This window comes from Rhodococcus sp. 05-2255-3B1, from assembly GCF_002258545.1.
Lineage (GTDB): Bacteria > Actinomycetota > Actinomycetes > Mycobacteriales > Mycobacteriaceae > Rhodococcoides.
The window spans coordinates 829,086-854,728 of sequence record NZ_NOZC01000036.1 but is presented as its reverse complement, the minus strand read 5'-3'; the positions used below and the strand labels follow the sequence as shown (position 1 = coordinate 854,728).

The 25,643-nt window shown below is 65.0% G+C and carries 25 protein-coding genes; 14 read left to right on the top strand and 11 right to left on the bottom strand.

Features of this window, described 5'->3' with window-relative positions; translation table 11 throughout:
- The first annotated feature begins 107 nt into the window (after positions 1-107).
- Positions 108-3,014, top strand: a complete 2,907-nt coding sequence (gene secA, locus CH249_RS24820; RefSeq protein ID WP_094648150.1) for a preprotein translocase subunit SecA — start codon at positions 108-110, stop codon at positions 3,012-3,014.
- A gap of 37 nt (positions 3,015-3,051) precedes the next feature.
- Here secA and CH249_RS24815 read toward each other — a convergent pair whose 3' ends face one another.
- Positions 3,052-3,627, bottom strand: a complete 576-nt coding sequence (locus CH249_RS24815) for an Rv3235 family protein (protein ID WP_094682904.1) — start codon at positions 3,625-3,627, stop codon at positions 3,052-3,054.
- Positions 3,628-3,812: 185 nt separating this feature from the next.
- Between CH249_RS24815 and CH249_RS24810 the strand changes: the two genes are divergently transcribed.
- The 5 genes from CH249_RS24810 to CH249_RS24790 all read left to right on the top strand — a co-directional run bounded on the left by CH249_RS24810 (position 3,813) and on the right by CH249_RS24790 (position 9,817).
- Complete coding sequence (locus tag CH249_RS24810; RefSeq protein WP_094657225.1) at positions 3,813-5,258, top strand: wax ester/triacylglycerol synthase family O-acyltransferase; 1,446 nt, start codon at positions 3,813-3,815, stop codon at positions 5,256-5,258.
- Positions 5,259-5,269: 11 nt separating this feature from the next.
- Positions 5,270-5,794, top strand: coding sequence for a hypothetical protein (locus tag CH249_RS24805; protein WP_032397668.1), 525 nt, complete (start codon positions 5,270-5,272; stop codon positions 5,792-5,794).
- Positions 5,795-5,918: 124 nt separating this feature from the next.
- Positions 5,919-7,034, top strand: coding sequence for a ferredoxin reductase (locus CH249_RS24800; protein WP_032398293.1), 1,116 nt, complete (start codon positions 5,919-5,921; stop codon positions 7,032-7,034).
- Between the two features lie 108 nt (positions 7,035-7,142).
- Positions 7,143-8,444: a fatty acid desaturase gene (locus tag CH249_RS24795; RefSeq protein WP_032398294.1), complete on the top strand. Its 1,302-nt coding sequence runs from the start codon at positions 7,143-7,145 to the stop codon at positions 8,442-8,444.
- A 122-nt stretch (positions 8,445-8,566) separates the two neighbouring features.
- The gene (locus CH249_RS24790; protein WP_032397669.1) at positions 8,567-9,817 is read left to right on the top strand and encodes a fatty acid desaturase; all 1,251 of its coding nucleotides are present in this window, start codon (positions 8,567-8,569) and stop codon (positions 9,815-9,817) included.
- 50 nt (positions 9,818-9,867) lie between these two features.
- Here CH249_RS24790 and rsgA read toward each other — a convergent pair whose 3' ends face one another.
- From rsgA to ybaK, 3 genes are read right to left on the bottom strand one after another with little or no spacing between them, the layout of a single operon-like run.
- A complete protein-coding gene (rsgA, locus tag CH249_RS24785) occupies positions 9,868-10,902 on the bottom strand; it encodes a ribosome small subunit-dependent GTPase A (protein WP_045195765.1) in 1,035 nt (344 codons plus the stop codon).
- A complete protein-coding gene (gene aroA, locus CH249_RS24780; RefSeq protein WP_032397670.1) occupies positions 10,854-12,170 on the bottom strand; it encodes a 3-phosphoshikimate 1-carboxyvinyltransferase in 1,317 nt (438 codons plus the stop codon). The genes rsgA and aroA overlap by 49 nt, the downstream gene beginning before the upstream one ends.
- A 6-nt stretch (positions 12,171-12,176) precedes the next feature.
- Positions 12,177-12,668, bottom strand: a complete 492-nt coding sequence (gene ybaK / locus CH249_RS24775) for a Cys-tRNA(Pro) deacylase (RefSeq protein ID WP_094656960.1) — start codon at positions 12,666-12,668, stop codon at positions 12,177-12,179.
- 90 nt (positions 12,669-12,758) lie between these two features.
- On the opposite strand from ybaK, the gene CH249_RS24770 reads away from it, so the two are divergent.
- Positions 12,759-13,541: a sigma-70 family RNA polymerase sigma factor gene (locus CH249_RS24770; RefSeq protein WP_230596997.1), complete on the top strand. Its 783-nt coding sequence runs from the start codon at positions 12,759-12,761 to the stop codon at positions 13,539-13,541.
- Positions 13,538-13,846, top strand: a complete 309-nt coding sequence (rsrA, locus tag CH249_RS24765; protein WP_176459171.1) for a mycothiol system anti-sigma-R factor — start codon at positions 13,538-13,540, stop codon at positions 13,844-13,846. Before CH249_RS24770 ends, rsrA begins: the two co-directional genes overlap by 4 nt.
- 71 nt (positions 13,847-13,917) lie before the next feature.
- On the opposite strand, the gene CH249_RS28780 is transcribed toward rsrA, so the two are convergent.
- On the bottom strand, positions 13,918-13,992 hold the full coding sequence (locus tag CH249_RS28780) for a 50S ribosomal protein bL37 (protein ID WP_370878772.1): 75 nt from the start codon (positions 13,990-13,992) through the stop codon (positions 13,918-13,920).
- Positions 13,993-14,111: 119 nt separating this feature from the next.
- Here CH249_RS28780 and CH249_RS24760 point away from each other — a divergent pair, with 119 nt between their 5' ends.
- Both CH249_RS24760 and CH249_RS24755 read left to right on the top strand, forming a co-directional pair.
- Positions 14,112-14,327 (top strand): biotin/lipoyl-binding carrier protein, encoded by a 216-nt coding sequence (locus tag CH249_RS24760; protein ID WP_008717734.1) that lies wholly within the window; start codon positions 14,112-14,114, stop codon positions 14,325-14,327.
- 21 nt (positions 14,328-14,348) lie between these two features.
- The gene (locus tag CH249_RS24755) at positions 14,349-15,827 is read left to right on the top strand and encodes a sensor histidine kinase (protein WP_094682903.1); all 1,479 of its coding nucleotides are present in this window, start codon (positions 14,349-14,351) and stop codon (positions 15,825-15,827) included.
- 110 nt (positions 15,828-15,937) lie between these two features.
- Here CH249_RS24755 and CH249_RS24750 read toward each other — a convergent pair whose 3' ends face one another.
- Both CH249_RS24750 and CH249_RS24745 read right to left on the bottom strand, forming a co-directional pair.
- Positions 15,938-16,192 (bottom strand): WhiB family transcriptional regulator, encoded by a 255-nt coding sequence (locus tag CH249_RS24750; protein WP_032366305.1) that lies wholly within the window; start codon positions 16,190-16,192, stop codon positions 15,938-15,940.
- A gap of 265 nt (positions 16,193-16,457) precedes the next feature.
- Complete coding sequence (locus CH249_RS24745; RefSeq protein WP_032398298.1) at positions 16,458-17,411, bottom strand: diacylglycerol kinase family protein; 954 nt, start codon at positions 17,409-17,411, stop codon at positions 16,458-16,460.
- Positions 17,412-17,602: 191 nt separating this feature from the next.
- On the opposite strand from CH249_RS24745, the gene CH249_RS24740 reads away from it, so the two are divergent.
- A complete protein-coding gene (locus tag CH249_RS24740) occupies positions 17,603-18,022 on the top strand; it encodes a hypothetical protein (protein ID WP_094656961.1) in 420 nt (139 codons plus the stop codon).
- 18 nt (positions 18,023-18,040) lie between these two features.
- Here the strand turns inward: CH249_RS24740 and CH249_RS24735 are convergent, their stop codons facing one another.
- Positions 18,041-18,517 carry a GNAT family N-acetyltransferase gene (locus CH249_RS24735; RefSeq protein ID WP_094682902.1) on the bottom strand — a complete coding sequence of 159 codons (477 nt, stop codon included), beginning with the start codon at positions 18,515-18,517 and terminating at the stop codon, positions 18,041-18,043.
- Positions 18,514-19,155, bottom strand: a complete 642-nt coding sequence (locus tag CH249_RS24730; RefSeq protein ID WP_094648146.1) for an acid phosphatase — start codon at positions 19,153-19,155, stop codon at positions 18,514-18,516. The genes CH249_RS24735 and CH249_RS24730 overlap by 4 nt, the downstream gene beginning before the upstream one ends.
- A 180-nt stretch (positions 19,156-19,335) precedes the next feature.
- Between CH249_RS24730 and CH249_RS24725 the strand changes: the two genes are divergently transcribed.
- Together CH249_RS24725 and CH249_RS24720 are read left to right on the top strand one after the other, a co-directional pair.
- The gene (locus CH249_RS24725; RefSeq protein WP_094682901.1) at positions 19,336-20,802 is read left to right on the top strand and encodes a DHA2 family efflux MFS transporter permease subunit; all 1,467 of its coding nucleotides are present in this window, start codon (positions 19,336-19,338) and stop codon (positions 20,800-20,802) included.
- 59 nt (positions 20,803-20,861) lie between these two features.
- Entirely contained in the window at positions 20,862-21,656 is a 795-nt protein-coding gene (locus CH249_RS24720) for a ParA family protein (protein ID WP_045195745.1), read from the top strand.
- Positions 21,657-21,677: 21 nt separating this feature from the next.
- On the opposite strand, the gene CH249_RS24715 is transcribed toward CH249_RS24720, so the two are convergent.
- Both CH249_RS24715 and CH249_RS24710 read right to left on the bottom strand, forming a co-directional pair.
- On the bottom strand, positions 21,678-22,922 hold the full coding sequence (locus CH249_RS24715; RefSeq protein ID WP_094682900.1) for a hypothetical protein: 1,245 nt from the start codon (positions 22,920-22,922) through the stop codon (positions 21,678-21,680).
- Positions 22,923-22,931: 9 nt separating this feature from the next.
- Positions 22,932-24,611, bottom strand: coding sequence for a DEAD/DEAH box helicase (locus CH249_RS24710; RefSeq protein WP_094657227.1), 1,680 nt, complete (start codon positions 24,609-24,611; stop codon positions 22,932-22,934).
- Between the two features lie 284 nt (positions 24,612-24,895).
- Between CH249_RS24710 and CH249_RS24705 the strand changes: the two genes are divergently transcribed.
- Positions 24,896-25,627 carry a ferritin-like fold-containing protein gene (locus CH249_RS24705; protein WP_032397678.1) on the top strand — a complete coding sequence of 244 codons (732 nt, stop codon included), beginning with the start codon at positions 24,896-24,898 and terminating at the stop codon, positions 25,625-25,627.
- Positions 25,628-25,643 lie beyond the last annotated feature (16 nt).

Genomic DNA, 25,643 nt, shown 5'->3' with positions numbered 1-25,643 from the left:
GGTTACCCGTCACGCAGAAGTCGTGGTGACGAACCCGTGAGCTCGTGCAGTATGCAGTGTTGTTCGTACCAGTACCCGTGAACCGAGGATCGAGGACGAGAAAGCCCGTGCCGTCGCTGTCGTTTTCCAAGCTGCTCCGTGTCGGTGAAGGTCGCATGGTCAAGCGGCTCAAGAGCATCGCCGACCACGTCTCGACCCTGTCTCCGGACGTCGAGAGCCTTTCCGACGACGAACTGCGCGGCAAGACCGCGGAGTTCAAGGAGAGGTACTCCGCCGGCGAGACCCTGGATCAGCTCCTGCCCGAGGCCTTCGCCGTGGCCCGCGAGGCGTCGTGGCGGGTGCTGTCGCAGCGACACTTCGACGTTCAGGTCATGGGTGGAGCCGCCCTGCACTTCGGCAACATCGCCGAGATGAAGACCGGTGAGGGCAAGACCCTGACCTGTGTTCTGCCCGCTTACCTCAACGCCATCTCCGGCGACGGTGTGCACGTGGTGACGGTCAACGACTACCTCGCCAAGCGCGACTCGGAGTGGATGGGCCGCGTGCACCGTTTCCTCGGTCTCTCGGTCGACGTGATTCTCTCCGGCATGACCCCGGTGGAACGCCGTGCCGCATACGCCGCGGACATCACCTACGGCACCAACAACGAGTTCGGTTTCGACTACCTGCGCGACAACATGACGCACTCGCTCGACGACCTCGTGCAGCGCGGCCACAACTTCGCCGTCGTCGACGAGGTCGACTCGATCCTCATCGACGAGGCCCGCACGCCGCTGATCATCTCCGGACCCGCCGACGCGTCGAGCAAGTGGTACGGAGAATTCGCCCGTATCGCGCCGATGCTCAAGGTGGACACCCACTACGAGGTCGACATCCGCAAGCGGACCATCGGTGTGCACGAGGCTGGCGTCGAACTGGTCGAGGATCAGCTCGGCATCGACAACCTGTACGAGGCCGCCAACTCTCCGCTGGTGAACTACCTCAACAACGCGATCAAGGCCAAAGAGCTCTACACCAAGGACAAGGACTACATCGTCCGCGACGGTGAGGTCATCATCGTCGACGAGTTCACCGGCCGCATCCTGGTGGGACGCCGCTACAACGAGGGCATGCACCAGGCGATCGAAGCCAAGGAGAAGGTGGAGATCAAGGCCGAGAACCAGACGCTGGCCACCATCACCCTGCAGAACTACTTCCGTCTCTACGACAAGCTCTCGGGCATGACGGGTACCGCCGAGACCGAGGCCGCGGAACTGCACCAGATCTACGGTCTCGGCGTCATTCCGATTCCGACCAACCGTCCCATGGTCCGCGTGGACAACGGCGACCTGATCTACAAGACGGAAGAAGCGAAGTTCGACGCCGTCGTCGACGACGTCGTCGAGCGGCACGAGAAGGGCCAGCCGGTCCTCATCGGCACCACGAGCGTCGAGCGCTCGGAGTACCTGTCGAAGCAGTTCACCAAGCGCGGCGTGGCGCACAACGTGTTGAACGCGAAGTTCCACGAGCAGGAAGCGACGATCATCGCCGAGGCGGGCAGGCAGGGCGCGGTGACCGTCGCGACCAACATGGCCGGCCGCGGCACCGACGTCGTGCTCGGTGGCAATCCGGACATTCTCGCCGACCTGAAACTGAGGAAGCAGGGTCTGGATCCGGTCGAGACCCCGGAAGAGTACGAGGCCGCGTGGGAGCCTGCGCTCGAAGAGGTCAAGGCGCAGGTCAAGGCCGATGCCGATACTGTGCGCGAGGCCGGTGGGCTGTACGTCCTCGGTACCGAGCGACACGATTCGCGCCGGATCGACAACCAGCTTCGAGGCCGCTCCGGTCGTCAGGGTGATCCGGGTGAATCGCGTTTCTACCTCTCGCTCGGCGACGAACTGATGCGTCGATTCAACGGTGGTGCACTCGAATCGATCATGACCCGGCTCAACCTGCCCGACGACGTCCCGATCGAAGCCAAGATGGTGTCCAAGGCCATCAAGAGCGCTCAGACGCAGGTCGAGCAGCAGAACTTCGAGATCCGCAAGAACGTTCTCAAGTACGACGAGGTGATGAACCAACAGCGCACCGTCATTTACGAGGAGCGTCGCCGGATCCTCGAAGGTGCCGACATGGAGGGCCAGGTCGAGGGCATGATCACCGACGTGATCACCGCCTACGTCGACGGTGCGACGGCCGAGGGCTACGTCGAGGACTGGGATCTCGAGCAGCTCTGGACCGCACTGAAGACTCTCTATCCGGTGGGAATCGACCACAAGGTGCTCGTCGGCGAGAACGAGGACGGCGAGAAGGACGACCTGAGCCGCGACGAATTGCGTGAGGCGCTGCTCGAGGACGCGCGATCGGCCTACGCCACCCGCGAGGCCGAGATCGACGGAATCGCCGGCGAGAACGGAATGCGTGAACTCGAGCGTCGAGTGCTGCTGTCGGTACTCGATCGCAAGTGGCGCGAGCACCTCTACGAGATGGACTACCTCAAGGAAGGCATCGGCCTGCGTGCGATGGCGCAGCGTGACCCGCTGGTCGAATACCAGCGCGAGGGCTACGACATGTTCCAGGGCATGCTCGACGGCCTGAAGGAGGAGTCGGTCGGCTTCCTGTTCAACCTTCAGGTCGAGGCGACACCGGCTCCGGCGGGGCCCGCGGCCTCGGCAGGTCTCGCCGTGGCTCCAGGACTGTCCTCGCCGGTGGGCTCCGGCCGACCGGCACCGACACCCGCCGCAGCACCGGCACCGACGGCACCCGCACCGACGGCTCCGGCACCCACTGCTCCGGCACCCGCCGCTCCCGCAGTGCCCTCGGCTCTGCGGGCGAAGGGTCTCGACGACCAGGACGAGCAGAGACTGACCTTCTCCGGTCCGGCCGAGGGCGGTGGCACTGCGGTTCGCCGTTCCGGTCCGTCCCCGTCCGGCAGCGAGTCCGCCGCCGAAGGCACCCGCCGCGAGCGTCGCGAAGCCGCGAGGACTCAGAGCAAGGCACCCAAGAAGGCAGCTCGCTCCAAGCGCAAGAGATAGTGCACGACGGTCGCGTCGCCTCCGGGCGAGGCGACCGTCACCCCACTCGTAGCGAGGTGACCGTCCACCCGGGGCGGCGCGGGTCGATCGCCAGCTCGATTCGGCCCGCGAAGGCGAACGTGCGTGGACCGCGGGTGTAGGAGCCGAAGATCTCCGCGGAGACGTCCGATCGATACGCCACGTGTACTCGACGCACGGCAGCGAATCCGAGTCGTCTGCCGGGCGGCGGGTTCTGCACGATGGTCCGCACCAGGTCGACCATCGAGGCGGTGAACAACGGTGACAGCTGGTCTGCGCTGCGTCGTCGATCGATGACCTCGATCATCATGCGCATGGCGCGGTCGGCACTCGACCGTGCATCGGCGGGTACCGGTGGCCGGCCGTAGGGCTCGACGCGCGGTCGAGAACGGTTGCTGCGCACGGATACTCGGTGCCGAGTAGGCGGCGGTTCGGTGGCCGACGCCGGATCCCACGTGTGTACGGCACCGGTGCAGAGCGGCGGTTCGAACGGTGCGGCACGCGAGAGAAAGCAATGATGTTCGGCGCGGACTCGGGGGCCGGGGGCCGAGGTGTCGGAGATGTCCGGCGGGTCGTTCGATTCGATGACGCTCACACCGTCATTGACGGTCCGAGAGCGCGTTCGGTTCCCGTCGGTACCCCGGATCGGCCCGCGATACGGTCCACGACCGACCCCGAGACCGACATCGGCCCGCCACGTACTCTATGTTCGAGCACACTGCGCGCTCGGCCACAGGAATCGGCGCGTACTTCACGCGAGGACGGGGACTGGAACACGCGATGGCGACCAGGCTGACAGCGCAGGATGCGTCGTTCTACTTTCTCGAGGCCAGTAGCAGCCCCATGCACCTCGGGTCGCTCGCCATCTTTCGGACTCCGCGCAGCGGATTCAGCTACGACCGACTGCTGTCGTTGGTCGAACAACGATTGGCCTTGGTTCCCCGGTATCGGCAGAAGGTGCGTGAGGTCGCCTTCGGTCTGGCCAGGCCGGTGTGGGTCGACGACGCGGATTTCGACATCACGTACCACATTCGCCGGTCGGCGCTCCCGAAGCCTGGTTCCGACGATCAGTTGCACGATCTGATCGCGCGACTGACCTCGCGCCCACTCGATCGCACTCGGCCGCTGTGGGAGATGTATCTGGTCGAGGGCCTGTCGAAGAATCGCTTCGCGATCTTCACCAAGTCACACTCGGCCTTGGTCGACGGCGAACACGCGCTCGACATCGGTCAGGTCATTCTGGATGCGAGCAAGAATCCGCCGCCGATGGCCGAGGAACTCTGGATGCCTGCGCGCGAGCCCAAGGACTCGGCGTTGGTCATCGATGCTCTGACCGAGTTGGTGGTGCGTCCTGGGGAGAGCGTCGAGGCTCTGCGCGGTGCGGTCCGCGGGGCTGCCGGTGTCGCGGGCGAGGCAGTGCGTGGCGCCGCGAAGGTCGCGGCAGTTCTGCGCACCGCGACCCAGAGCGCGCCGTCGAGTCCGCTGAACGCCCCGATCTCGCGAAACCGCAGATTCGCGGTGGCCAAGACCGAGCTCGCCGACTACCGGAGAATCCACAACAGGTTCGATTGCTCGATCAACGACGTGGTGCTCGCTGTCGTGACCGGGGCACTGCGCAATTGGCTGCTCTCTCGGGGAGAGCCCGTCACGGCCTCCTCGACGGTGCGGGCCATGGTGCCCATGTCGGTGTACGTCTCGGCCGATCGGGTCGGTTTCGGAGAAGCGGCCGAGCGGCCGGTCGAGCCGGCCGAGGACGATCGCAGCGAGGTCTCGTCGTTTCTGGTGGACCTGCCCGTCGGTGAATCGAATGCCGTGGTGCGGCTCTCGCACATTGCGCACGCCACCGAGGCGCATGCCAAGCAGAGTCGCGGAGTCACCGCACAGACACTGATGCGCATCTCCGGGTTCGCGCCTGCGAGCCTGCACGCGATGGGCGCGCGGGCGGGCAGCAGGCTCTCTCAGCGGGTGTTCAATCTGATCGTCACCAACGCGCCAGGACCCCAGTTCCCGCTGTACGTGGGCGGTGCGCGCATGCTCGAGATGTATCCGGTGTCGCCGCTGTTCGAGAACCAGGCGATGAGCATCGGGTTGACGTCCTACGACGGCTACGTGTTCTTCGGGCTCAATGCCGATCGAGGTGCCATGCCCGACGTGGACGTCGTCACGGCGCTTCTGCACGAGGCATTGGAAGAGTTGGTCGATGCCAGCAACGAATCGAGAGTGTGAGGTCTTCTGCAATGCGTGTCTACGTTCCGGCGACGCTGGAGTTCTTGAAAGTGTTGTCGGCAGAGGGCGAGTTCAGCCCGGTCTCGCGCACGGCCTTCGCGGTGACACCGACGCTGCGTGAGGCGTACTCGTCCGGCGACGACGAGGAGCTTGCCGAGGTGGCGATGGGGGAGGCCGCGCGGGCCTCTCTGCGACTGATCGCCGCCGCCGTCGACGACGAGAGCGATACCGGTACGGTCGCCGAAGGGGTGGTGTACCGGCGGGCGGTGATCGCGGCCGATGTGGACGATCCCACTCTGCGCCCCGATCTCGACGATGCCGTCGTCCGGCTGAAGGAACCGTTGCGGATGGATCAGGTCGCGTCGGTCCACGTCGATCTCGAAGGGGCCGAATCGGCGGTGGCCAAGGCCGTCGCTGCCGTCGATGCCGCGGACATGGGTGACGTGGACGCGGAGTTCGTGCTCGGCGACGCCGAGGATCACACGCTCGCGTGGTACGCCCCGCAAGAGTTGTCGTTTCTGCTCGAACTGCTGTGACTCGGCCGTGTTCGCTCGGGCACGATTCACATCGGCGCAGGTGTTCCCGAACCCGAACCTACGGTAGCGTAACCTCGATGACCGCAAGCGGTTCAGTATCTCGATCGAGGGGATGGAACACCCGATGGATCTGAAGAAGTGGCTGGAGGCTCCGGCGGCCGGAGTATCGGCCCCCAAGCGTCCGAGACTGAACATGGTGCGTGGTGCCTTCACCCGCATCACCACTCCCTTGTTGCCCGATGACTACCTGCATCTGGCGAATCCTCTCTGGTCCGCACGCGAACTCCGCGGTCGCATCGTGCGAGTGGAGAAGGAAACCGCGACGGCGGTGACCCTGGTGATCCAGCCGGGTTGGGGCTTCAACTTCGATTACCGGCCCGGCCAGTACATCGGGATCGGGTTGCACCTCGGCGGGCGTTGGCACTGGCGGTCCTACTCGCTGACCTCTCCGCCGAACTGGGAGGACAAGCTGATCTCCATCACCGTCAAGGCGATGCCGGAAGGCTTCCTCTCGTCACACCTGGTCGGCGGTGTCCCGCAGGGAACCATCGTTCGGCTGGCCGCCCCGAAAGGCAATTTCGCGCTGCCCGTGCCGCCGCCGAACAAAATCTTGTTCGTCACGGCAGGCAGCGGCATCACCCCGATCATCTCGATGCTGCGGGCATTGGATCGGCACGGCGACATGCCCGACACCGTGCACATCCACTCGGCACCCACCGAGGACGAAGTCATGTTCGCCGCCGAGATCGCCGCGCTGGAGAAGTCTCATCCCAACTTCACCTCGCACGTGCAACTGACGCGGTCGGACGGCAAGTTCGCACTCGCCTCGCTCGACGAGCTCTATCCCGACTGGCGCACGCGTGACACCTGGGCGTGCGGGCCTGCAGCTCTGCTCGAAGAGATCGAGAAGACCTGGAAACGCGAGGGGATCGAGGACCGGCTTCACCTGGAGCGGTTCGAGATCTCGCGCGCCGACACCTCCGGTGCAGGCGGCACCGTCACGTTTTCCAAATCGGACAAGAAGACCACCGTCGACGGCGCGACCAGCCTGCTCGAAGCCGGTGAGAACGTCGGCGTTCAGATGCCGTTCGGCTGCCGGATGGGTATCTGCCAGACGTGCGTTGTCCCGTTGACGGCAGGGCATGTGATCGACCTTCGTTCCGGTAAGGAACACAGTGAGGGCGACCGCGTCCAGACGTGCATTTCCGCTGCTGCGGGCGATTGCACACTGGAACTGTAGGTCTGTTTTTCGCACACCGCCTTCTCAGACTGTTCGGTTACGCTTACGTAGGTTGCCCACGTCGAAACCCGATATTTCGGGCACTGCACTCAACTGTTGGAGGACCCGGTGGCTATCACCGACATCAAAGAGTTCGCTCATCTCAGCGAAGCGGACATGGAAGCGTTCGGTCGTGAACTGGATGCGATTCGTCGAGACGTCGAAGACAGCCGCGGCGAGCGCGATGCCGCCTACATCCGTCGGACGATCAGACTGCAGCGGCTGCTCGAGCTCGGTGGCCGTGCGGTGCTGCTCGGCAGCAAGTATCGGCCGGCCTGGTTCGTGGGTACGGCGATGCTCAGTGTCGCCAAGATCGTCGAGAACATGGAACTCGGCCACAACGTGATGCACGGGCAGTGGGACTGGATGAACGATCCGGAGATTCACTCCACCTCGTGGGAGTGGGATCAGACCGGTCCGTCGGAGCAGTGGAAACGCGCCCACAATTACTCGCACCACACGTACACCAACATCGTCGGCATGGACGACGACATCGGCTTCGGCATCCTGCGGATGACCCGCGACGAGCCGTGGAAGCCGATCAACCTCGTTCAGCCGCTCGCCAACATCGTGCTGGCCACCACCTTCGAGTGGGGCATCGCGCTGCACGATTACGACGCGCAGAAGCAGTTGGACGGCGAGGACGAGAAGGGCCTGCTGAAGTCTCCGGCGACCCGCGCCTTCGCGCGCAAGATCGCCAAGCAGGTCGGCAAGGATTTCGTGCTGTTCCCGGCACTGTCCGGTCCGGCGTGGAAGTCGACGTTGACCGCCAACGCGACGGCCAACCTCGTCCGGAATTTGTGGGCGTACGCGGTGATCTTCTGTGGTCACTTCCCCGACGGGGCAGAGAAGTTCACGATCGGCCAGTTCGAGACCGAGACACGACCCGAGTGGTACCTGCGTCAGATGCTGGGCAGTGCGAACTTCGACGCCGGTCCGGTCATGGCGTTCATGAGCGGCAACCTCTGCTACCAGATCGAGCACCACATGTTCCCGGATCTGCCGAGCAACAGGTACTCGGAGATCGCCGAGAAGGTGCACGCTCTGTGCGAGAAGTACGACCTGCCGTACACCACGGGGTCGCTCGGCAAGCAGTACCTGCTGGCGCTGCGGACCATTCACAAGCTGTCGCTGCCCGACTCGTGGTTGCGTGCCACGTCCGACAACGCTCCCGAGACGTCCTCCGAGCGACGGTGGCGCGTAGGGGATTCGCCTGCCGTTCATGCTCTTCGGATCGATCCGCTGACCGGGCAACGTCGCGGTCTGCGGTCGGCGATGCAGGAGGCGCGTGTGAGCCTGCGCAACGCCAAGAAGGAAGCCAGGCGTCAGGCCAAGGCCCTTCGCCGATCGGGCGACCGCGCGTCGTTGTGAATCGTCACACACATTCCCGGCACTAACCTACGGAACCGTAAGTTACGATACGGTAGGTGACGGAATCACACATGGCCTGATACGCGAGCTGTGTGTTCACGACTGCCAGGAGGTTGTTTCCCATGGCGATTACGGACGTCAAAGAATACGCGCATCTGACCGATGCCGACATCGAGGCGTTGGGCCACGAGCTCGACGCCATCCGGCGTGACATCGAAGCGTCCCGCGGTGAACGCGACGCCCGGTACGTCAAGAACACGATCCGCCTGCAGCGATCCCTCGACATCGGTGGCCGGGCCGTGCTCTTCGCCAGCCGTCGTCGTCCGGCGTGGCTCGTCGGCACCGCCATGCTCGGTGTCGCGAAGATCATCGAGAACATGGAGCTCGGCCACAACGTCATGCACGGCCAGTGGGACTGGATGAACGACCCGGAAATCCACTCCACGTCGTGGGAGTGGGACAACACGGGGCCGTCCGCTCACTGGAAGCAGACGCACAACTACATTCACCACAAGTACACCAACGTGCTCGGTATGGACGACGACGTCGGCTACGGTCTGCTGCGCGTCACCCGCGATCAGCGGTGGAAGCCCTTCAACATAGGCAACCCCGTCTACAACCTGCTGCTGCAGCTGTTCTTCGAGTACGGAGTGGCGCTTCAGCACCTCGAACTGGGCAAGGTCGCCAAGGGTCGAGTGCCGCGTGAGGAATTCGAGCAGAAGCGGCGCGAGGTGCTCGAGAAGGTCGGCAAGCAGATCGGCAAGGACTACGTCCTGCATCCGTTGCTGACCGGTCCCGCCTGGAAGAGCACGTTGACGGCGAACATCGCCGCCAACATGATCCGCAACGTGTGGACCAACACCGTCATCTTCTGCGGCCACTTCCCCGACGGTGCGGAGAAGTTCACCAAGTCCGACATGGAGGGCGAAACTCAGGGTCAGTGGTACCTGCGTCAGATGCTCGGCAGTGCGAACTTCAACGCAGGCCCCGTCATGGAGTTCATGAGCGGCAACCTGTGCTACCAGATCGAGCACCACCTGTTCCCGGATCTGCCCAGTAACCGCCTGCGCGAGATCAAGGTTCGAGTGCTCGAACTGGCCGAGAAGTACGACCTGCCGTACACGACCGGTTCGATCGTCCACCAGTACTTCCTGTCGTGGCGAACCATCGCCAAGCTGTCGCTGCCGAACAAGTACCTGAAGGCGACCAGTGACGACGCTCCCGAGACTGCGTCCGAGCGCAAGTGGGCCGATGCTCCGGCCGGTTTGTTCACCGTCGATCCCGAAACGGGCAAGCGTCGCGGTCTCCGCACCGCCATCGCAGAGACGAAGAAGCGCAAGGGAATTCGCAGCCTGGTCCGCAAGGCCGCGTAAGTTCCGAACGGCGTGCAGCCTGGTGGCAACCGACCCCGAGAGGGGGGTTGCTACCAGGCTTCGTTCGTTCGAACGGCTTCGAGGAGCAGACGCACGGCCGCGACGCGTCGGGCCGCGTCTCCGGTCAAGGTGTCCAGAGCGCACTCGGGATCGGCGGGTGGGCCGAGGTGGGTGCATCCTCGGGGGCAGTTCTCGATGGTGTCGGCCAAATCGGAGAACGCTGCGACGACGTTCTCGGGGGAGATGTGCGCCAGTCCGAACGACCGGATACCGGGAGTGTCGACCACCCAGCCGCCGCCGGGCAGAGGGAGCGCCACCGACTGCGTCGAGGTGTGACGGCCCTTCCCGACGCCCGAGACCACACCGGTGGCGCGATATGCGTCGGGCACGAGCCTGTTGACGAGCGTGGACTTTCCGACGCCCGAGTGGCCGATGAGCGCCGTCACCGAGTTCGTCAGCATCGCGGTCAGCTCGGTGAGGTCCTCGGACTGGCCTGCCAACACCACCGGGACGTCGAGATCGGCGAAGGCCGCGGTGAATTCCTCGGGGTCGGCCAGATCGCTCTTGGTCAGGCACAGGACCGGTTCGAGTCCGCCGACGTACGCAGCCACCAGCGCCCGCTCGACGAAACCGGTCCGAGGCGGCGGGTCCGCGAGCGCGGCCACGATGAGCAGCCGGTCGGCGTTGGCCACCACCACCCGCTCGAACGGATCGGTGTCGTCCGCCGTGCGCCGCAACACCGTGCGCCGCTCGGCGACGCGCACGATTCGGGCCAGAGTGTCGACCTTGCCCGACAGATCTCCGACGATGCCGACCTCGTCGCCCACCACGATCGGAGTACGGCCCAACTCGCGGGCACGCATCGTCACCACCGGCCGTGCCGGGTCACCGCCGAGCACACAACCCCATCGGCCGCGGTCGACGGACACCACCATGCCTGCTTCGGCGTCGTTGTGTTCGGGTCGAGTCTTGGTCCGTGGACGCGAACTCTTGCCCGGTCGGATACGAACGTCGGACTCGTCGTATCGGCGCGCGGTCAGGAGCCGACCCCGCTCGGTGTCGACGCGGACAGCATTGCGTCCCACAACATCTCGAAACCGGGCAGAGTTTTGGCTGTGGTACCGATGTCGTCCACCTCGACCCCGGGGACACGCAGTCCGACGATTGCGCCCGCGGTGGCCATCCGGTGGTCGGCGTACGAGTGCCAGACGCCTGCGTGCAGCGGAGCCGGATCGATGCGGATGCCGTCGTCCGTTTCCACGGCGCGCCCACCCAGTCGGACGATCTCGGTTGTCAGTGCGGCGAGTCGGTCGGTCTCGTGGCCCCGCAGGTGGGCGATGCCACGCAGAATCGACGGACCTTCGGCCAGTGCGGCGAGTGCCGCGACCGTCGGGGTCAGCTCGCCGACATCGTGAAGATCGAAATCGATGCCGCGCAACGTATCCGGGCCCTCGACGGTCAAGATGCCTGCGGTCAGGTCGACTCGAGCGCCCATCCGGGTGAGTATCTCGCGGAAGGCATCGCCGGGCTGGGTGGTCGATTCGGGCCAATTCGGCACGCGCACTCGGCCTTCGGTCACCGCCGCTGCAGCGAGGAAAGGGGTGGCGTTGGACAGATCCGGCTCGATGATCCACTCGATCGGCGCGACCGGTCCGGGGTGCACCCGCCAGGTGTTCGCGTCACCACCGGACTCGGGGGAATCGACTCGGACGCCGGCGCGCCGCAACATGTCCACGGTCATGTCGATGTGCGGCATGGACGGAACGGGCTTGCCGATGTGGTGGATTTCGATTCCCTCGTCGAACGCCGCCGCGGAGAGCATCAGACCCGAGACGAACTGCGAGGAACCCGAGGCGTCGATGTCGACCGATCCGCCGCGCAGCGAACCGGTACCGCGCATCGTGAACGGCAGAGCGCTGCCGTCGATCTCGGCCCCCACCGCACGCAGGGCGTCGAGGATGGTGTCGAGTGGACGAATGCGAGCCTGTTCGTCGCCGTCGAACGACACCTCGCCCGCGGCGAGGGCAGCCAGGGGCGGCACGAAGCGCATGACGGTACCCGCCAGACCACACTCCACGGCTCCTCCGTGCAACGGAGCCGGAGTCACGCGCAACGCCGTCCTGTCGTCGTCCGCGGCGATGATCTCGATCCCCAAGGTTGCCAGGGCGTCGATCATGAGATCGGTGTCACGGCTGCGCAGAGCACCGGTGATCGTGGACGAGCCGGAGGCGAGCGAGGCGATGATCAGTGCGCGATTGGTGATCGATTTCGATCCGGGCAGAGTGACTGTCGCGTCGACGGGTGCGACGGCGGCTGGGGCTGTCCAATTGCTCACCGGTCCATCTTCTCTCATTCGATGTCAGCGCGCGGCGATGGGCGCGGTTGTGGCACGGGTGAGCCCGATGAGATCGGCTGGTGCGAGTTCGATTTCCAGTCCCCGACGACCTCCGCTGCACAGAATCGTCTCGAAGCCGAGCGCCGAGTCGTCGATCGCGGTGGGCAGGGATCTGCGTTGTCCGAGTGGTGAGATGCCGCCGAAGACGTACCCGGAGGAGCGCTCGGCGGCAGCCCTGTCGGCCATCGCGATCTTCCTGGTGGACAGCGCAGCGGCCGCGGCCTTGAGAGAGAGCATCGCCGTCACCGGAACGATCGCCACCGCCAGCGAGCGATCTGCTCGTTCCACGACGAGCGTCTTGAAGACCTGTTCGGGTCGAACGCCGAGCCGATCGACGAGTATCCGGGCTGCCTCCTCGCCGTAGGACTGCACCCGAGCATCGTGGTCGTACGAGTGGACGGTGTGCGCCACCTTTCGTGCGGTGAGCAGCGCGAGAGCGGGTGTGGACGCAGCCATTCACCGGACTCTAGCGACCGAGCGGGAACACGACGGGACGACGCCGTGTTGTGTAACGACAGATACGGATGCAGGCGGAAGGAATGACGAATGGCAGTGCTGACCGCGGGACGTCCCCTCGTGTTGAAGGGGGTGATCTCTTCGCAGAAGCCGACTACGGGCGCCGTAGCCTGGGCGGTGGAAGCTATCGAAGGGATCAGCGTGACAGAAGCCAGCAATCCCGTCGCTGACGTGGACGACGAAAAGGCGATCGCGGAGCGCAGGGCTGCCGAGACCGAGGCACAGTTGACCGAGCGCTTCGAGCGCGACGCGTTGCCGATGCTCGATCAGCTCTACGGCGCAGCTCTGCGAATGACGCGTAACCCTGCCGACGCCGAGGATCTGGTTCAGGAGACGTTCGTCAAGGCCTACTCGGCGTTCCGATCGTTCCGTGAGGGCACGAACCTCAAGGCATGGCTGTACCGAATTCTCACCAACACCTACATCAATTCCTATCGCAAGAAGCAGCGTCAGCCCGCTCAGTACCCCACCGACGAGATCAGTGACTGGCAGCTCGCCGCCACCGCCGAACACACGTCGACAGGGTTGCGATCCGCCGAGGTGGAAGCTCTGGACGCGCTGCCGGACGACGACATCAAAGCCGCGCTGCAGTCGCTGCCCGAGGAATTCCGGATGGCTGTGTACTACGCCGACGTCGAGGGATTCCCGTACAAGGAGATCGCCGAGATCATGGGCACGCCCATCGGCACGGTGATGTCGCGTCTGCACCGCGGACGCAAGCAACTGCGAGGCCTGCTGGCAGGGGTTGCACGGGAGCGCGGATTCAACCGGGACGGCGCAGTCGACCGGCACGAGCAGGAGGTAGTCCAGTGACGGGCACCGGAAAGATCGACGGCGGGGACGACGGCGACGCACAGTTCGAGCGGCTCGACTGCTCGGCGGTGATCGCGGACGTGTGGGTGATGCTCGACAACGAATGCGACGAAGCGAGCCGGACCCGTCTGCAGAAGCACATCGACGAATGCGGATCCTGCTTCGAGGCATATGGAATCGAAGAGAAGGTCAAGCGGCTCATCTCACGCAAGTGCGGGGGAGACCAGGCACCGGCCGGGTTGCGCGAGCGACTGAGCGTCGAGATCCGACGGACGGTGTTGATTCGTCAGACCGACTCCGAATAACCGCAGTTCGTACGACGACGAGGGGCCGAGAAGCAGTAGCTTCTCGGCCCCTCGTCGCTTGTGGCAAACCGTCAGCTGTTCGGACGTTTGCCGTGGTTGGCCTTGTTGCCCTTACGAGCACGCTTCTTACGTCCACGCTTTCCCATGATGGGCTCCTCTCGTTTGTTCACTACAGTCTCCCACGTGTGATTGGCTTACTGTGACGGGCCTGGCCTCCGGTGGGTGGTCCGCGCAGTTCGTGGTGACGTGAGAGAGGGGTTCGCCGGTGTCCGAGGACGTTCGTGCGGAGATGGTGTCCACGGTGTTTCAGGTGGTCGTGGCCCGAGGCGACGCAGTCGAGGTCGGTGACACCCTCGTCATCCTGGAATCGATGAAGATGGAAATTCCCGTGCTGGCCGAGACGGCAGGGACAGTCACATCGGTGGACGTCGCGGTGGGCGACGTCATTCAGCAGGGCGACCTCATCGCCGTCGTGTCCTGAGCAGTGATCACGTGAGCTGTCGTGTCGACCCTCAGTGACCTTCTGGCCGAGCACACCGACCTCCCCGGTGTCGCGGTCGACCACTTGCAACGAGTCGTCGGGGAGTGGCAGCTGCTGGCCGACCTGTCGTTCGCCGACGTGCTGCTGTGGGTCGGCACCGACGACGTGGCCAGTGGAACTGCCGACGTGCTGTGTGTGGCTCAGTGCCGGCCGACCACTGCGCCCACGGTCTTCACGCACGACATCGTGGGAACGACGATCTCCGAGTCCGAGCACCCCGACGTGATGGTCGCGCTGCAGCAGCGGCAAATAGTGCACGGAGGAGTGGTGACCCGGACCGAGAGCATTCCGGTGCGCTGCGGGGAGCACGTCATCGCGGTGCTGACCCGAGACACCAATCCCGCGCAGCTTCGACCGCCGAGTGCCCTCGAGGTCGCGTATCGGGAATGTGCCGACGACCTGTGTCTGATGATCAGCGAAGGGACGTTTCCCACCCCGGAGGAGCGGACCGATGTGAACTCGTCCCCGCGAGCGGGCGACGGATTCATTCGCGTCGACACCGACGGGCGGGTGGACTACGCCAGTCCCAACGCCCTCTCGGCGTACCACCGGATGGGACTGACGACGGAGTTGTCCGGTCGAGATCTGGCGTCGGTCACGCGATCTCTGGTCACCGACCCGTTCGACTCACAGGAAGTGGCCGACCACATCAGATCGTCGCTCAGCGGCAACGTGGGACACCGGATGGAGGTCGATGCACGCGGTGCCACCGTTCTCGTGCGTACGTTGGCTCTGCAGCCCCGGGGGAGGTCGGCCGGTGCGGCTGTGCTGATCCGCGATGTCACCGAGGTGAAACGACGCGATCGAGCCCTCCTCAGCAAGGACGCGACCATCCGAGAGATCCATCATCGGGTGAAGAACAACCTTCAGACGGTGGCGGCGCTGCTCCGGCTGCAGTCTCGTCGACTCGAGAACGAGGAAGCGCGGACGGCGTTGTCCGAGTCGGTTCGTCGGGTGACGTCCATTGCACTCGTGCACGAGATGCTGTCGATGTCGGTGGACGAGGAAGTGGATCTCGACGAGATCGTCGATCGTCTGGTGCCCATCATGTTGGACATAGCGACGGTCAACCCGAGAGTTCGAGTGGTGCGCGAGGGCAAACTCGGAGTCTTCTCGGCCGAACGGGCGACGCCCTTGGTGATGGTGCTCACGGAGCTGGTGCAGAACGCGATGGAGCATGGATTCGACGCCGGTTCTGCGGGTGTCGTCCGAATCGGAGCGGACCGGTCCGCGAAGTGGCTCGATGTTGTCATCCACGACGACGGGCGCGGGTTGCCCACGGGGTTCTCCCTGGAACGCTCGGACGGTCTCGGACTGCAGATCGTGCGCACGCTGGTATCGGTGGAGCTGAACGGATCGCTCGGTCTGCATCCGGCGGCGGGAGGGGGAACCGACGCGATGTTGAGAGTTCCTCTGGGACGGCGTGTGCCGAGGGCCTGATGCACGTTCGGTGAACAGTGTGTAACGAGCCCGCCGACGATCCGTGGAACGCAGAAGGCCCGGCATCCGCTGAGCGGGTACCGGGCCTTGCCGATTGCTGCGTGTGCGTCCTAGACGGAGCTGCGTGCGCGCGTACGTGCGTTGCGTCGCTTGAGAGCACGGCGCTCGTCTTCACTCATTGCGCCCCATACTCCTGCGTCCTGGCCGGATTCGAGTGCCCAGGACAGGCATTCAGCGGTGACGGGGCACCGAGTACAGACGACTTTGGCATCGGCGATCTGCGCGAGCGCCGGACCACTGTTTCCCACCGGGAAAAATAGTTCCGGATCTTCATCGCGACAAATTGCCTTGTGGCGCCAGTCCATCCTCTGCTCCTTACCGGGCGCCGAAGCGCCGTTTCGTTTCTCTTCTGTTCACGAGTGGGTAACCAATGTTTCCGCACTGTTGCTTGTGAATGCTTTCACGAACTCAGGTGAAGTCAAGGGGTACGCGCGTGACCGTGGTCAAGCTCACTCTGTTAGGCTCGCTTTAGCCTTCTGCGCTCCTTTGTACCCCGAGTGAACGGATTTCGCTCGTGGTTTCCCCAGAACAGCGTTGTGTGTTGCCGCATATGCCCAGGACGGGCGGCCCTCACCTGCCCGGCGCGACCACTTCGAGCGCGTCGGGAGTGGAGAAGAACTCCGCTTCCGTGCGCTCGCCCAGATAGTCGCCATCCATCTGCAAACCGACCGGTTCCGCCGACGAAATTCGGACACTCGGCACATCATCGATCCGAATCAGCTTGCGCGACTTCGGTTCTGCGCCCTTGGCCAGCAACTGGCGAGACACCCGCAAGGTAGGGAGCAAGGCAGTCGAACGCATGCCGAACACTCCCAGACCCGAATCGAAACCGGTACCCGGATTGGTGTGCACTGGCCTCTCGTTCAAATACGTCCACGGACTCGAATTCGACACGAACGCATAGTGCACACCCTCGAACGGATCCTGACCCGGAACCTCCACCGTCAACCGAGCCGGCTGCCGCTTGTGCTTGAAGAACTCCTGCACCGCCGACCGCACATAACGCGTCGCAGACACCGGCTTGCCGTCCTTGCGCCCGGCATCGATAGCCCGACACACGTCCGCATCCAGACCCATACCCGCGTTGAACGTGAACCAACGGTTGTCGCAGTGCCCCAACCCGATCGTCCGCCGCGCCCGTGCATCGAGCAGGCCGATCAACTGATTCGTCGCCGCCACCGGATCCGCCTCGATACCCAGCGAACGAGCGAACACATTCGCACTACCACCGGGAACGACCGCAATCGGCGGAATCGCACCGATCGTCACCGCCTGCATCGACGTCGGCAACGGCACCCCGAGCAACCCGTTGATCACCTCGTTGACCGTCCCGTCACCACCATGAACGATCACCAGACCCATCCCGTCCTCACGGGCACCCCGAGCAAGCTCCGACGCATGATCACGATGAGTCGTCTGCGCAACCGTCACCCGCACCCGACTCGACAACGCATGAGCCAACAGATCCCGAGCCGCAGCCGTCGTAGAAGTCGCATTGGGATTGACGATCAGCAGCGCACGCACGAGCACTGACACTAACGGGGTCGTTCCGCAGGCTCCACTCCGGTCACCTGCGTCGTTCCGCAGGCTCCACTCCGGTCACCTGCGTCGTTCCGCAGGCTCCACTCCCGTCACCTCGGGTCGTTCCGCAGGCTCCACTCCCGTCACCTCGGGTCGTTCCGCAGGCTCCACTCCCGGTTGCCTAGGCTGGTCGCGTGTCCACCTCACCCGAGAACCTCACCCCGCCGGCCACGTTCCGATCCGCCGGGGCGCTCGTCGCAGCGCAAGGCGTGGCGTCGCTGGTGGCCGCCTTCGTTCTTCTCGTCCGAGCGTTCTCCGGAGAAGGGGACAACGCCGTGGCCAACGGCTACGGCACCGCGGGATGGTTCGGTGTCCTCGGTATCGGAGTCGGGGCGGCGGGCATCGCCCTGGTGCTCGGAAAACGCTGGGGAAGGTCCATCGCCACCGTCGTACAGCTGCTGCTGCTACCCGTCGTGTGGTCACTGTTGACCGGATCGCATCAAACCGTCTACGGCATCGCCCTCGGAGTAGTTGTCGTCGGCGTGCTCGTGTTGCTGTTCAGCCCGCCGTCCTCTCGGTGGATGGCCGCCGAATACAGCGACGTCGACGACTGATTCCGCCGAGGTGGTCGTTCAACGCGCCCGGGTGGCCAGCTCTGCCAATGCCGTCTCGGTCAGGCGGAACGTGGTCCACTCGTCCTGCGGCTCTGCTCCGAGTGATCGGTAGAACCCGATCGACGGGGTGTTCCAATCCAGAACCGACCAGGACAGACGCGTGTACTGCCGATCGACGCATTCGGCAGCCAACGCCGCGAGCAGTGCCGTTCCCAGGCCTTCTCCGCGCGCGGCGGGCTGCACGTAGAGATCCTCCAGATAGATTCCGTTGACGCCGTCCCACGTGGAGAAGTTCAAGAACCACAGCGCGCACCCCACCACCATCCCCTCGTGCTCGGCGACGTGTGCGAACACCGACGGCTGCGCCCCGAACAGCGCAGAACGAAGCTGCTCGTCTCGAACGGTGCACAGCGAGGACGACTTCTCGTACGCGGCCAGTTCGTGCACGAGAGCAGTGACGGCGGGAACATCGGCCTCGGTGGCGCGGCGAATCATCCTGGGTTTCCTTTCGGTGCCGTGACAGCGGTGAGAATCGACGGGTGCACATTGTGCGCAACGAGCTGGCGAAACGAATGCTCGAAACCGAGCAACGAATACGCGGCGGGTGAGAGTGCGAAGCGTTTGCCCTCGGTCATGGCGGCCTCTGTCCAGCCGGCGATCAGCGCGCGCGAGAAGTGGCCGTGGCCGACCAACACGACGTCGCGGCCGCTCAACAGTGGCAGCACCACCGAAAGCACCAGTTCGACGCGCACAGCGATGTCTCCGATGGACTCACCACCCGGGCACGGATGCGTCCAGACGGTCCAGTGCGGCACCGTCTCGTGGATCTGCGTCGAGGTGATGCCCTCGTAGTCGCCGTAGTCCCACTCCGACAACGCATCCCACGTCCGGTCGACCTCCAGGCCTGCGAGCTCGGCAGTTCGACGGGCGCGCTCTCGCGGACTCGTGATCACCAGGGGATCGCGCAGCTTCAGGAGTCGGAGGAGCGATCCGGCCTCGACGGCCTGTCGCTCGCCGGTACTCGTGAGAGGGACGTCGGTGTTCCCGGTGTGCTTGCCGGCAAGCGCCCATTCGGTCTCACCGTGCCGAAGTAGAACGACTCTGCCGGCCTCGACGCCGCCGTGTGTTGTCATGGAACGATCATGCCCGCTCTCGGGATGTGGCCCTTGTCATAGGTGGCCTGCGGATGTGTCCGATTTGTCGATTGAGTACGGACCTACCGGCCGGTTACTCTCGGGGCGAATCTTCGCTGCCTCGGGCAACACAGCTCTTCCCGTCGTGCCTCACACTTCCTTCTCATCTCCTGGAGAACCATGACCGACCTGCAGAAGCCCGCGTCGTCCGATGCTCCGGAGAAGCTCGACGGCGCGTTGCTGAAGATCGCCGGTGTCGTCGTGCTCGGGGCGATCATGTCGATTCTCGATGTCACCGTCGTCAGCGTCGCACTCCGGACGTTCACCGACGTGTTCGACACCACCTACGCCAACGCCGCGTGGACGATGACGGGCTACACGCTCGCTCTGGCGACCGTCATACCTCTGACCGGTTGGGCTGCCGATCGGTTCGGGACCAAGCGCCTCTACATCACCGCGCTGGTGCTGTTCGTCCTCGGTTCGGTGCTGTGCAGCTTCGCCTGGGACATCACCTCGCTCATCGCCTTCCGGGTGTTGCAGGGTCTCGGCGGCGGCATGCTGATGCCGCTGGGCATGACGATCATGACGCGCGCCGCCGGTCCCGAGCGAATCGGGCGGGTGATGGCCGTGTTGGGTGTTCCGATGCTCATCGGTCCCATCGCAGGGCCCATCCTCGGCGGCTGGCTGATCGAGGCGGCGAGCTGGCACTGGATCTTCCTCATCAACCTGCCGATCGGCATACTCGCCCTGATCGCGGCCGTGGTGATCTTTCCCAGGGACAACCCGACTCCGTCCGAATCCTTCGACTTCCGCGGCATGCTGATGCTCTCGCCCGGCCTCGCCCTGTTCCTCTACGGCGCGTCCTCGGTCGTCGAAACCGAAACCGTTCTCGCGGTGAAGGTACTGGTCCCGGTCATCGTCGGGCTCGTGCTGATCGTCCTGTTCGTTTTTCATGCCCTGCGTGTGCAGCATCCGCTGATCGATCTACGGCTGTTCGCGAACCGATCGCTCACCGTGGCCGTGATCACCACCACGCTGTTCATGGTCGCCTTCATGGGCGCGGGACTGCTGTTCCCGAGCTATTTCCTGCTTCGCGGCGAAACGACGTTGACTGCCGGGCTGCTGCTCGCACCGCAGGGCATCGGCGCGATGATCGCGATGCCGATCGCCGGAGTGATCGCCGACAAGTTCGGTCCCGGCAGGATCGTGCTGGCGGGAATGGTGCTCATCACCGCAGGGATGGCGGTGTTCACCCAGGTCGGCACCGACACGTCCTACACCCTGCTCATCGGCGCACTGTTCGTCATGGGTCTCGGCCTCGGTTCGACGATGATGCCCATCATGACGGCCGCGCTGCAGACACTGACCGACGACACGGTTGCCCGCGGCTCGACGTTGATGAACATCGTTCAGCAAGCGGCCGGTTCCATAGGCACTGCGCTGATGTCGGTGGTGTTGACCGCTCAGCAGAAGCCCGCATCGACGGCGACCAGCCAGGTCGAGGCCTTCGACATCTCGGCCAGGGCGTTCGGAACCACCTTCATGGTCGCGCTGATTCTGATCGTCGCCACGTTCGTCCCCGCCTTCTTCCTGCCCCGAACGAAGCGCGTGACCGAGCGGTCCGCGGCACCGATCGCGATGCACTGACGCGCCCGAGAGATGCCGAACCCTCGCTCATCGGCTCGATGTAAGCAAGGATCAGGGCCGTGACGACAATTCTCGCGGTAGCGAATCAGAAGGGCGGCGTCGCCAAGACCACCACGGTGGCTTCGCTCGCGGCTGCGCTGCATGCTCTCGATCGACGCGTCCTGGTGGTCGACCTCGACCCGCAGGGCTGCCTGACGTTCTCGCTCGGGCACAACCCGGACAAGCTCGATTCCTCGGTCCACGAAGTGCTGACCGGGGATGCGAAGGTCGAGGACGTCCTGATCGAGACCGCGGAAGGAATCGTGCTGCTGCCTGCGACGATCGATCTCGCCGGCGCGGAAGCGTTGCTGCTGATGCGTGCGGGTCGCGAATTCGCCCTCAAGCGGGCCCTCGCACCGATCCTCGAGGATTTCGATGTCGTCGTCATCGATTGTCCGCCGTCGCTCGGGGTACTGACCCTCAACGGCCTCACCGCCGCGCAGTCGGTGTTGGTGCCCCTGCAGTGCGAGACCCTCGCGCATCGAGGAGTCGGTCAGTTGTTGCGAACGGTGTCCGAGGTGCAGCAGATCACCAACCCCGATCTGACGCTTCTGGGTGCCCTTCCCACACTGTTCGATGCTCGCACCACGCACAGCAGGGACGTGCTCGGCGATGTCTCGGATCGCTATTCGTTACCGGTGCTCGCGCCGCCGATTCCGCGGACCGTGCGCTTCGCGGAGGCCAGTGCATCCGGCGCGACGGTGCTCTCGGGCCGAAAGAACAAGGGCGCGCAGGCCTATCGAGAACTTGCCGAGAATCTGCTGGCGCACTGGGACGGCGAAGCCGATCTGAAGACCTACGATCCGGCGGAGTAGCACGAAGCCCCTGAGATCGAGTCAGCCCAGAGCGACCACGTCGGAACCGCGTTGCTCGACGACCACGTCGCCGATCACCGAGATCTGTATCGGGCCGTCGTAATCGCCTCGGTCGACCGGAATGTCGGCCGTCGAAACACCGGTGACGAGATCGACCACCGAGATGCCGTCGGCTACGGGTACGAGGAGTCGTCCGGCCATGACCGCGCCGTTCCCGAGGGCTCCGGGGACGGTCCACAGAGGGCCGAGGTTGTCGGGATCGAACGCCTGGACTCCCGCGCCGGTGAACCAGGTGAGCACCGAACCTGCTTTCGTTGCAGGGAAGTTCGGGGTAGGGGAGGAGCCTCCGGGGAGAGCGAATTCGGAGGTTCTCGCGGCCGCGTCGTCGTACAGTCCCACCCGATCGGGCGCACCGTTGTTCGCTGGGATCCACAGCGCGACAACGCTGCCCGTGATCGCGATGATCCGCCCGGCAGTCGGTGTGTCGGATTCGGGAACGAGTTCCGGTACCACCGCTGACCCGTACTCCTCGGGTTCACTGGCGTCCTTGGGGGCAGGATTGATGAGCGACAATCGCGCGGCGGGCTCTCCCGGGCACTGTTCGAGCACGGCCGTTCGTGAGTTCGTCGACGCCGAGGACAGCAATGTGCAGCCGGTTCTCGGCTGACTTCCCGGATTGACCGGGGCGTCCACTCGGCCGTATTCGAGGGTGCGCACCAGGTCCGACCGCCACAGCTCCATGCGGGTGTCGCCCCTCGATGTCACGTAGGTGCCGTCGGAGGACAGGCGGACCGCATCGTCGGCGTCGGACGTGCGCTGCGCCTTGCGGTCTCCGGTGGCCCCGTCGAGTTCGGTGACCTGAGAGCAGCCGCGGCCGTCGCGGTAGACCGCGACCGCGGTGTTCCACGACGCGACCACCGAGCAGAGCGGGAGATCGCGTGTGTACGACCAGGATTGCTCGCCCGACCGTGGATCGCGGCCGAGGACGGCACCCCCGTCGGCGGTGACCACCGTGGATCCGGTGACGACAGGAAACGGGGTTCGCGTCGAATCCGTCGCTGCGCTCGGTGCGCGCCACAGTTCGGTGAGCGTCGTGGGCACCGCGGCGGCGGGTTCGGCTCGAGGCAGTGGCTCCTCGGCCGGGATCGATGTGGTTCCGCGAGCATCACCGGTGAACCAGGCGATGCTCGCGGCAACGACCACCACCACTGCGATGACGGCGGCGACGACGAGGTCGGTTCTCGTCCGACGTTCTGGAGCCAGCACGGCGGGAGGTTACTCCGATGCGCTCGCAGTCGACGGTCCGGCATCGGCGGACGATCCACTGGGGCGACGACGCCTACGGCGGCGCGGCGCAGTCTTGGTGGCCGTGTCGGTGGTCGCTGTGTCGGTTGTATCCGACTGTCCGGCAACCGAATCCGAGGCGGAAGTGGATTCGTTCGTGGTGGTGGCAGAGCCTGCGGCGTTGTCGCCGTCCTGCCCTGCGCGGGTGCGCCTGCGACTGCGCGAGCGGCGCGGCTTCGTCGTCGACGACGCGTCGGCCGCAGGCGCTGCGGCATTCGTCTCGCCGTCGTCGTCCGTCTTCTCCGGGGCACGCGACGGTGCCTTGCGCACGGTGCCGGTGGCATCGGTGGGGATGTCGAGGTCGGAGAACAGGTGCGGCGAGCTCGAATACGTCTCGACCGGATCCGGCATACCCAGACCCAGAGCCTTGTCGATCAACTGCCAGCGCGGGATGTCGTCCCAGTCGACGAGGGTGACGGCGATACCGGTGCGCCCTGCACGGCCGGTGCGGCCGATGCGGTGGACGTAGGTCTTCTCGTCCTCGGGGCACTGGTAGTTGATGACGTGGGTGACGTCGTCGATGTCGATTCCTCGGGCCGCGACGTCGGTGGCGATCAGTACGTCGATCTTGCCGGTGCGGAAAGCCTTGAGAGCCTTCTCGCGCTGGACCTGGCCGAGGTCTCCGTGGACCGCGCCGACCGAGTAGCCGCGCTCGGCCAGCTCGTCGGAGACCTTCTGCGCGGTGCGCTTGGTGCGGGTGAACACCATCGTCGCGCCGCGACCTTCGGCCTTGAGGACCTTGGCGACCATCTCGACCTTGTCGAGGGCGTGGGCCCGGTAGACGTGCTGGGCGGTGCGATCGTGCACGGCCGAGGACTCCGCCTCTTCGGCGCGGATGTGCGTCGGCTGCGTCAGGAAGGTGCGGGCCAGAGTGATGATGGGGCCGGGCATCGTGGCGGAGAACAGCATCGTCTGACGCTTGTCGGGGACCATGCCGAGGATGCGCTCGATGTCGGGGAGGAATCCGAGGTCGAGCATCTCGTCGGCCTCGTCGAGAACCAGGACCCCGACCTTGCCGAGGATCAGGTGGTTCTGCTTGGCGAGGTCGAGCAGTCGGCCCGGGGTGCCGACGACGACGTCGACGCCGTTCTGCAATGCGCTGATCTGCGCCTCGTACGGACGGCCACCGTAGATGGAGAGCACCTTGACGGGGCCGTTCGCGCCGCTGAGGTACTTCGACGCGTTCTCGAGGTCGGAGCTGACCTGCACGCACAGTTCACGCGTCGGCACGATCACCAGGGCGCGGGGGGTGCCGTCCAGTGGGGAGGTGCCGGAGTTGTCGGTGGCGAGTCGGTGCAGCAGGGGCACACCGAAGCCGAATGTCTTGCCCATTCCGGTGCGTGCCTGACCGATGAGGTCGTCGCCCGCGATGGCGAGCGGCAGCGTCAACTCCTGAATGGCGAACGTGCGCTCGATTCCCATCTCGGACAGCGCGCGAACGATGGTGGGGTCCACGTTCAGCTCGGCGAAAGTGGGAGGTACGTGCGTGTCGTCCACGTGCGCCGACACCGTGGTGTCGCCGGTGTCGGACTCTTGGTCGATGACTGTCTTGCTCAGGGGACTGGCCTTCCTCGTGTTCGAACGTGCGCACGAGGAAGGGCATAGGCCTATTGCCGGCCGAAGTCGATGCCCTCGATCCGATGTGATGTCGCCGTCAGCCTCAGCGCGGCCGCGGACTGCGATGTCCGCTGCGGCGAAGCTGTCGAGGCGACCCGGATCAGGTGCGCACACATTATCGATGACCGTCGCGTGCTTCTTCGGTCCGTTTCATCGGTCCGCGAGCGACGATCGAGCACCATGGTAGCTTGCCGAACGGATTTCTCCATTGTCGGCAGGTCGCGGCAGGTCCGGCGCGCGCCGAGACGACGGGTCCGACACCGGACTACGATTGCCGCATGGGAGCCCATTCGTCGGAGCCGTCGTCCGCAGTTTCACCCACCACCGTCGTCGAGTCGCCGGAAACGGACCGGGTCGACCCGGCGATCGCGCACGATCACCCCGGCATTCCGGATCTGTTCGCGGTGCTCGCCTACGGCGAGATCTCTGCGTTCTATCGCCTGGCGGAGGACGCTCGAATGGCTCCGACCATGGAGGGTCGCGTCGCGCTGGCGAGCATGGCGGCTGCGGAGATGAGCCACTTCGAGACGTTGCAGAAAGCCCTGTCGGATCGCGGTCTCGATGTCTACGCCTCGATGGATCCGTTCGTTCGCGCTCTGGACGAGTACCACGAGTCGACGACGCCGTCGACGTGGTTGGAGTCGTTGGTCAAGGCCTACGTGGGTGACGGCATCGCGGCCGATTTCTACCGGCAGATCGCGCACAGTCTCGACCCGGCCGTGGCCGAGATCGTTCGAGACGTGCTCGCCGAGACCGGACACTCGGAGTTCGTGGTGCACGAGGTCTCCGACCGGGTTCGCGCCAGCTCGCAGGACAAAGCACGACTGATGCTGTGGGGTCGTCGTCTCCTCGGTGAGGCCATCACCCAGGCGCAGTTCGTGCTCGCTCGCCGCGAGTCGCTGACCGATCTCGTCATCACCGCGTCGGGAGACCTCAACGGTGTCGTCGCACTGTTCGATCGCATGCAGGAACAGCATGCGGAACGGATGTCCTCACTCGGCCTGGACTGACCGCACTGGGCGCTGT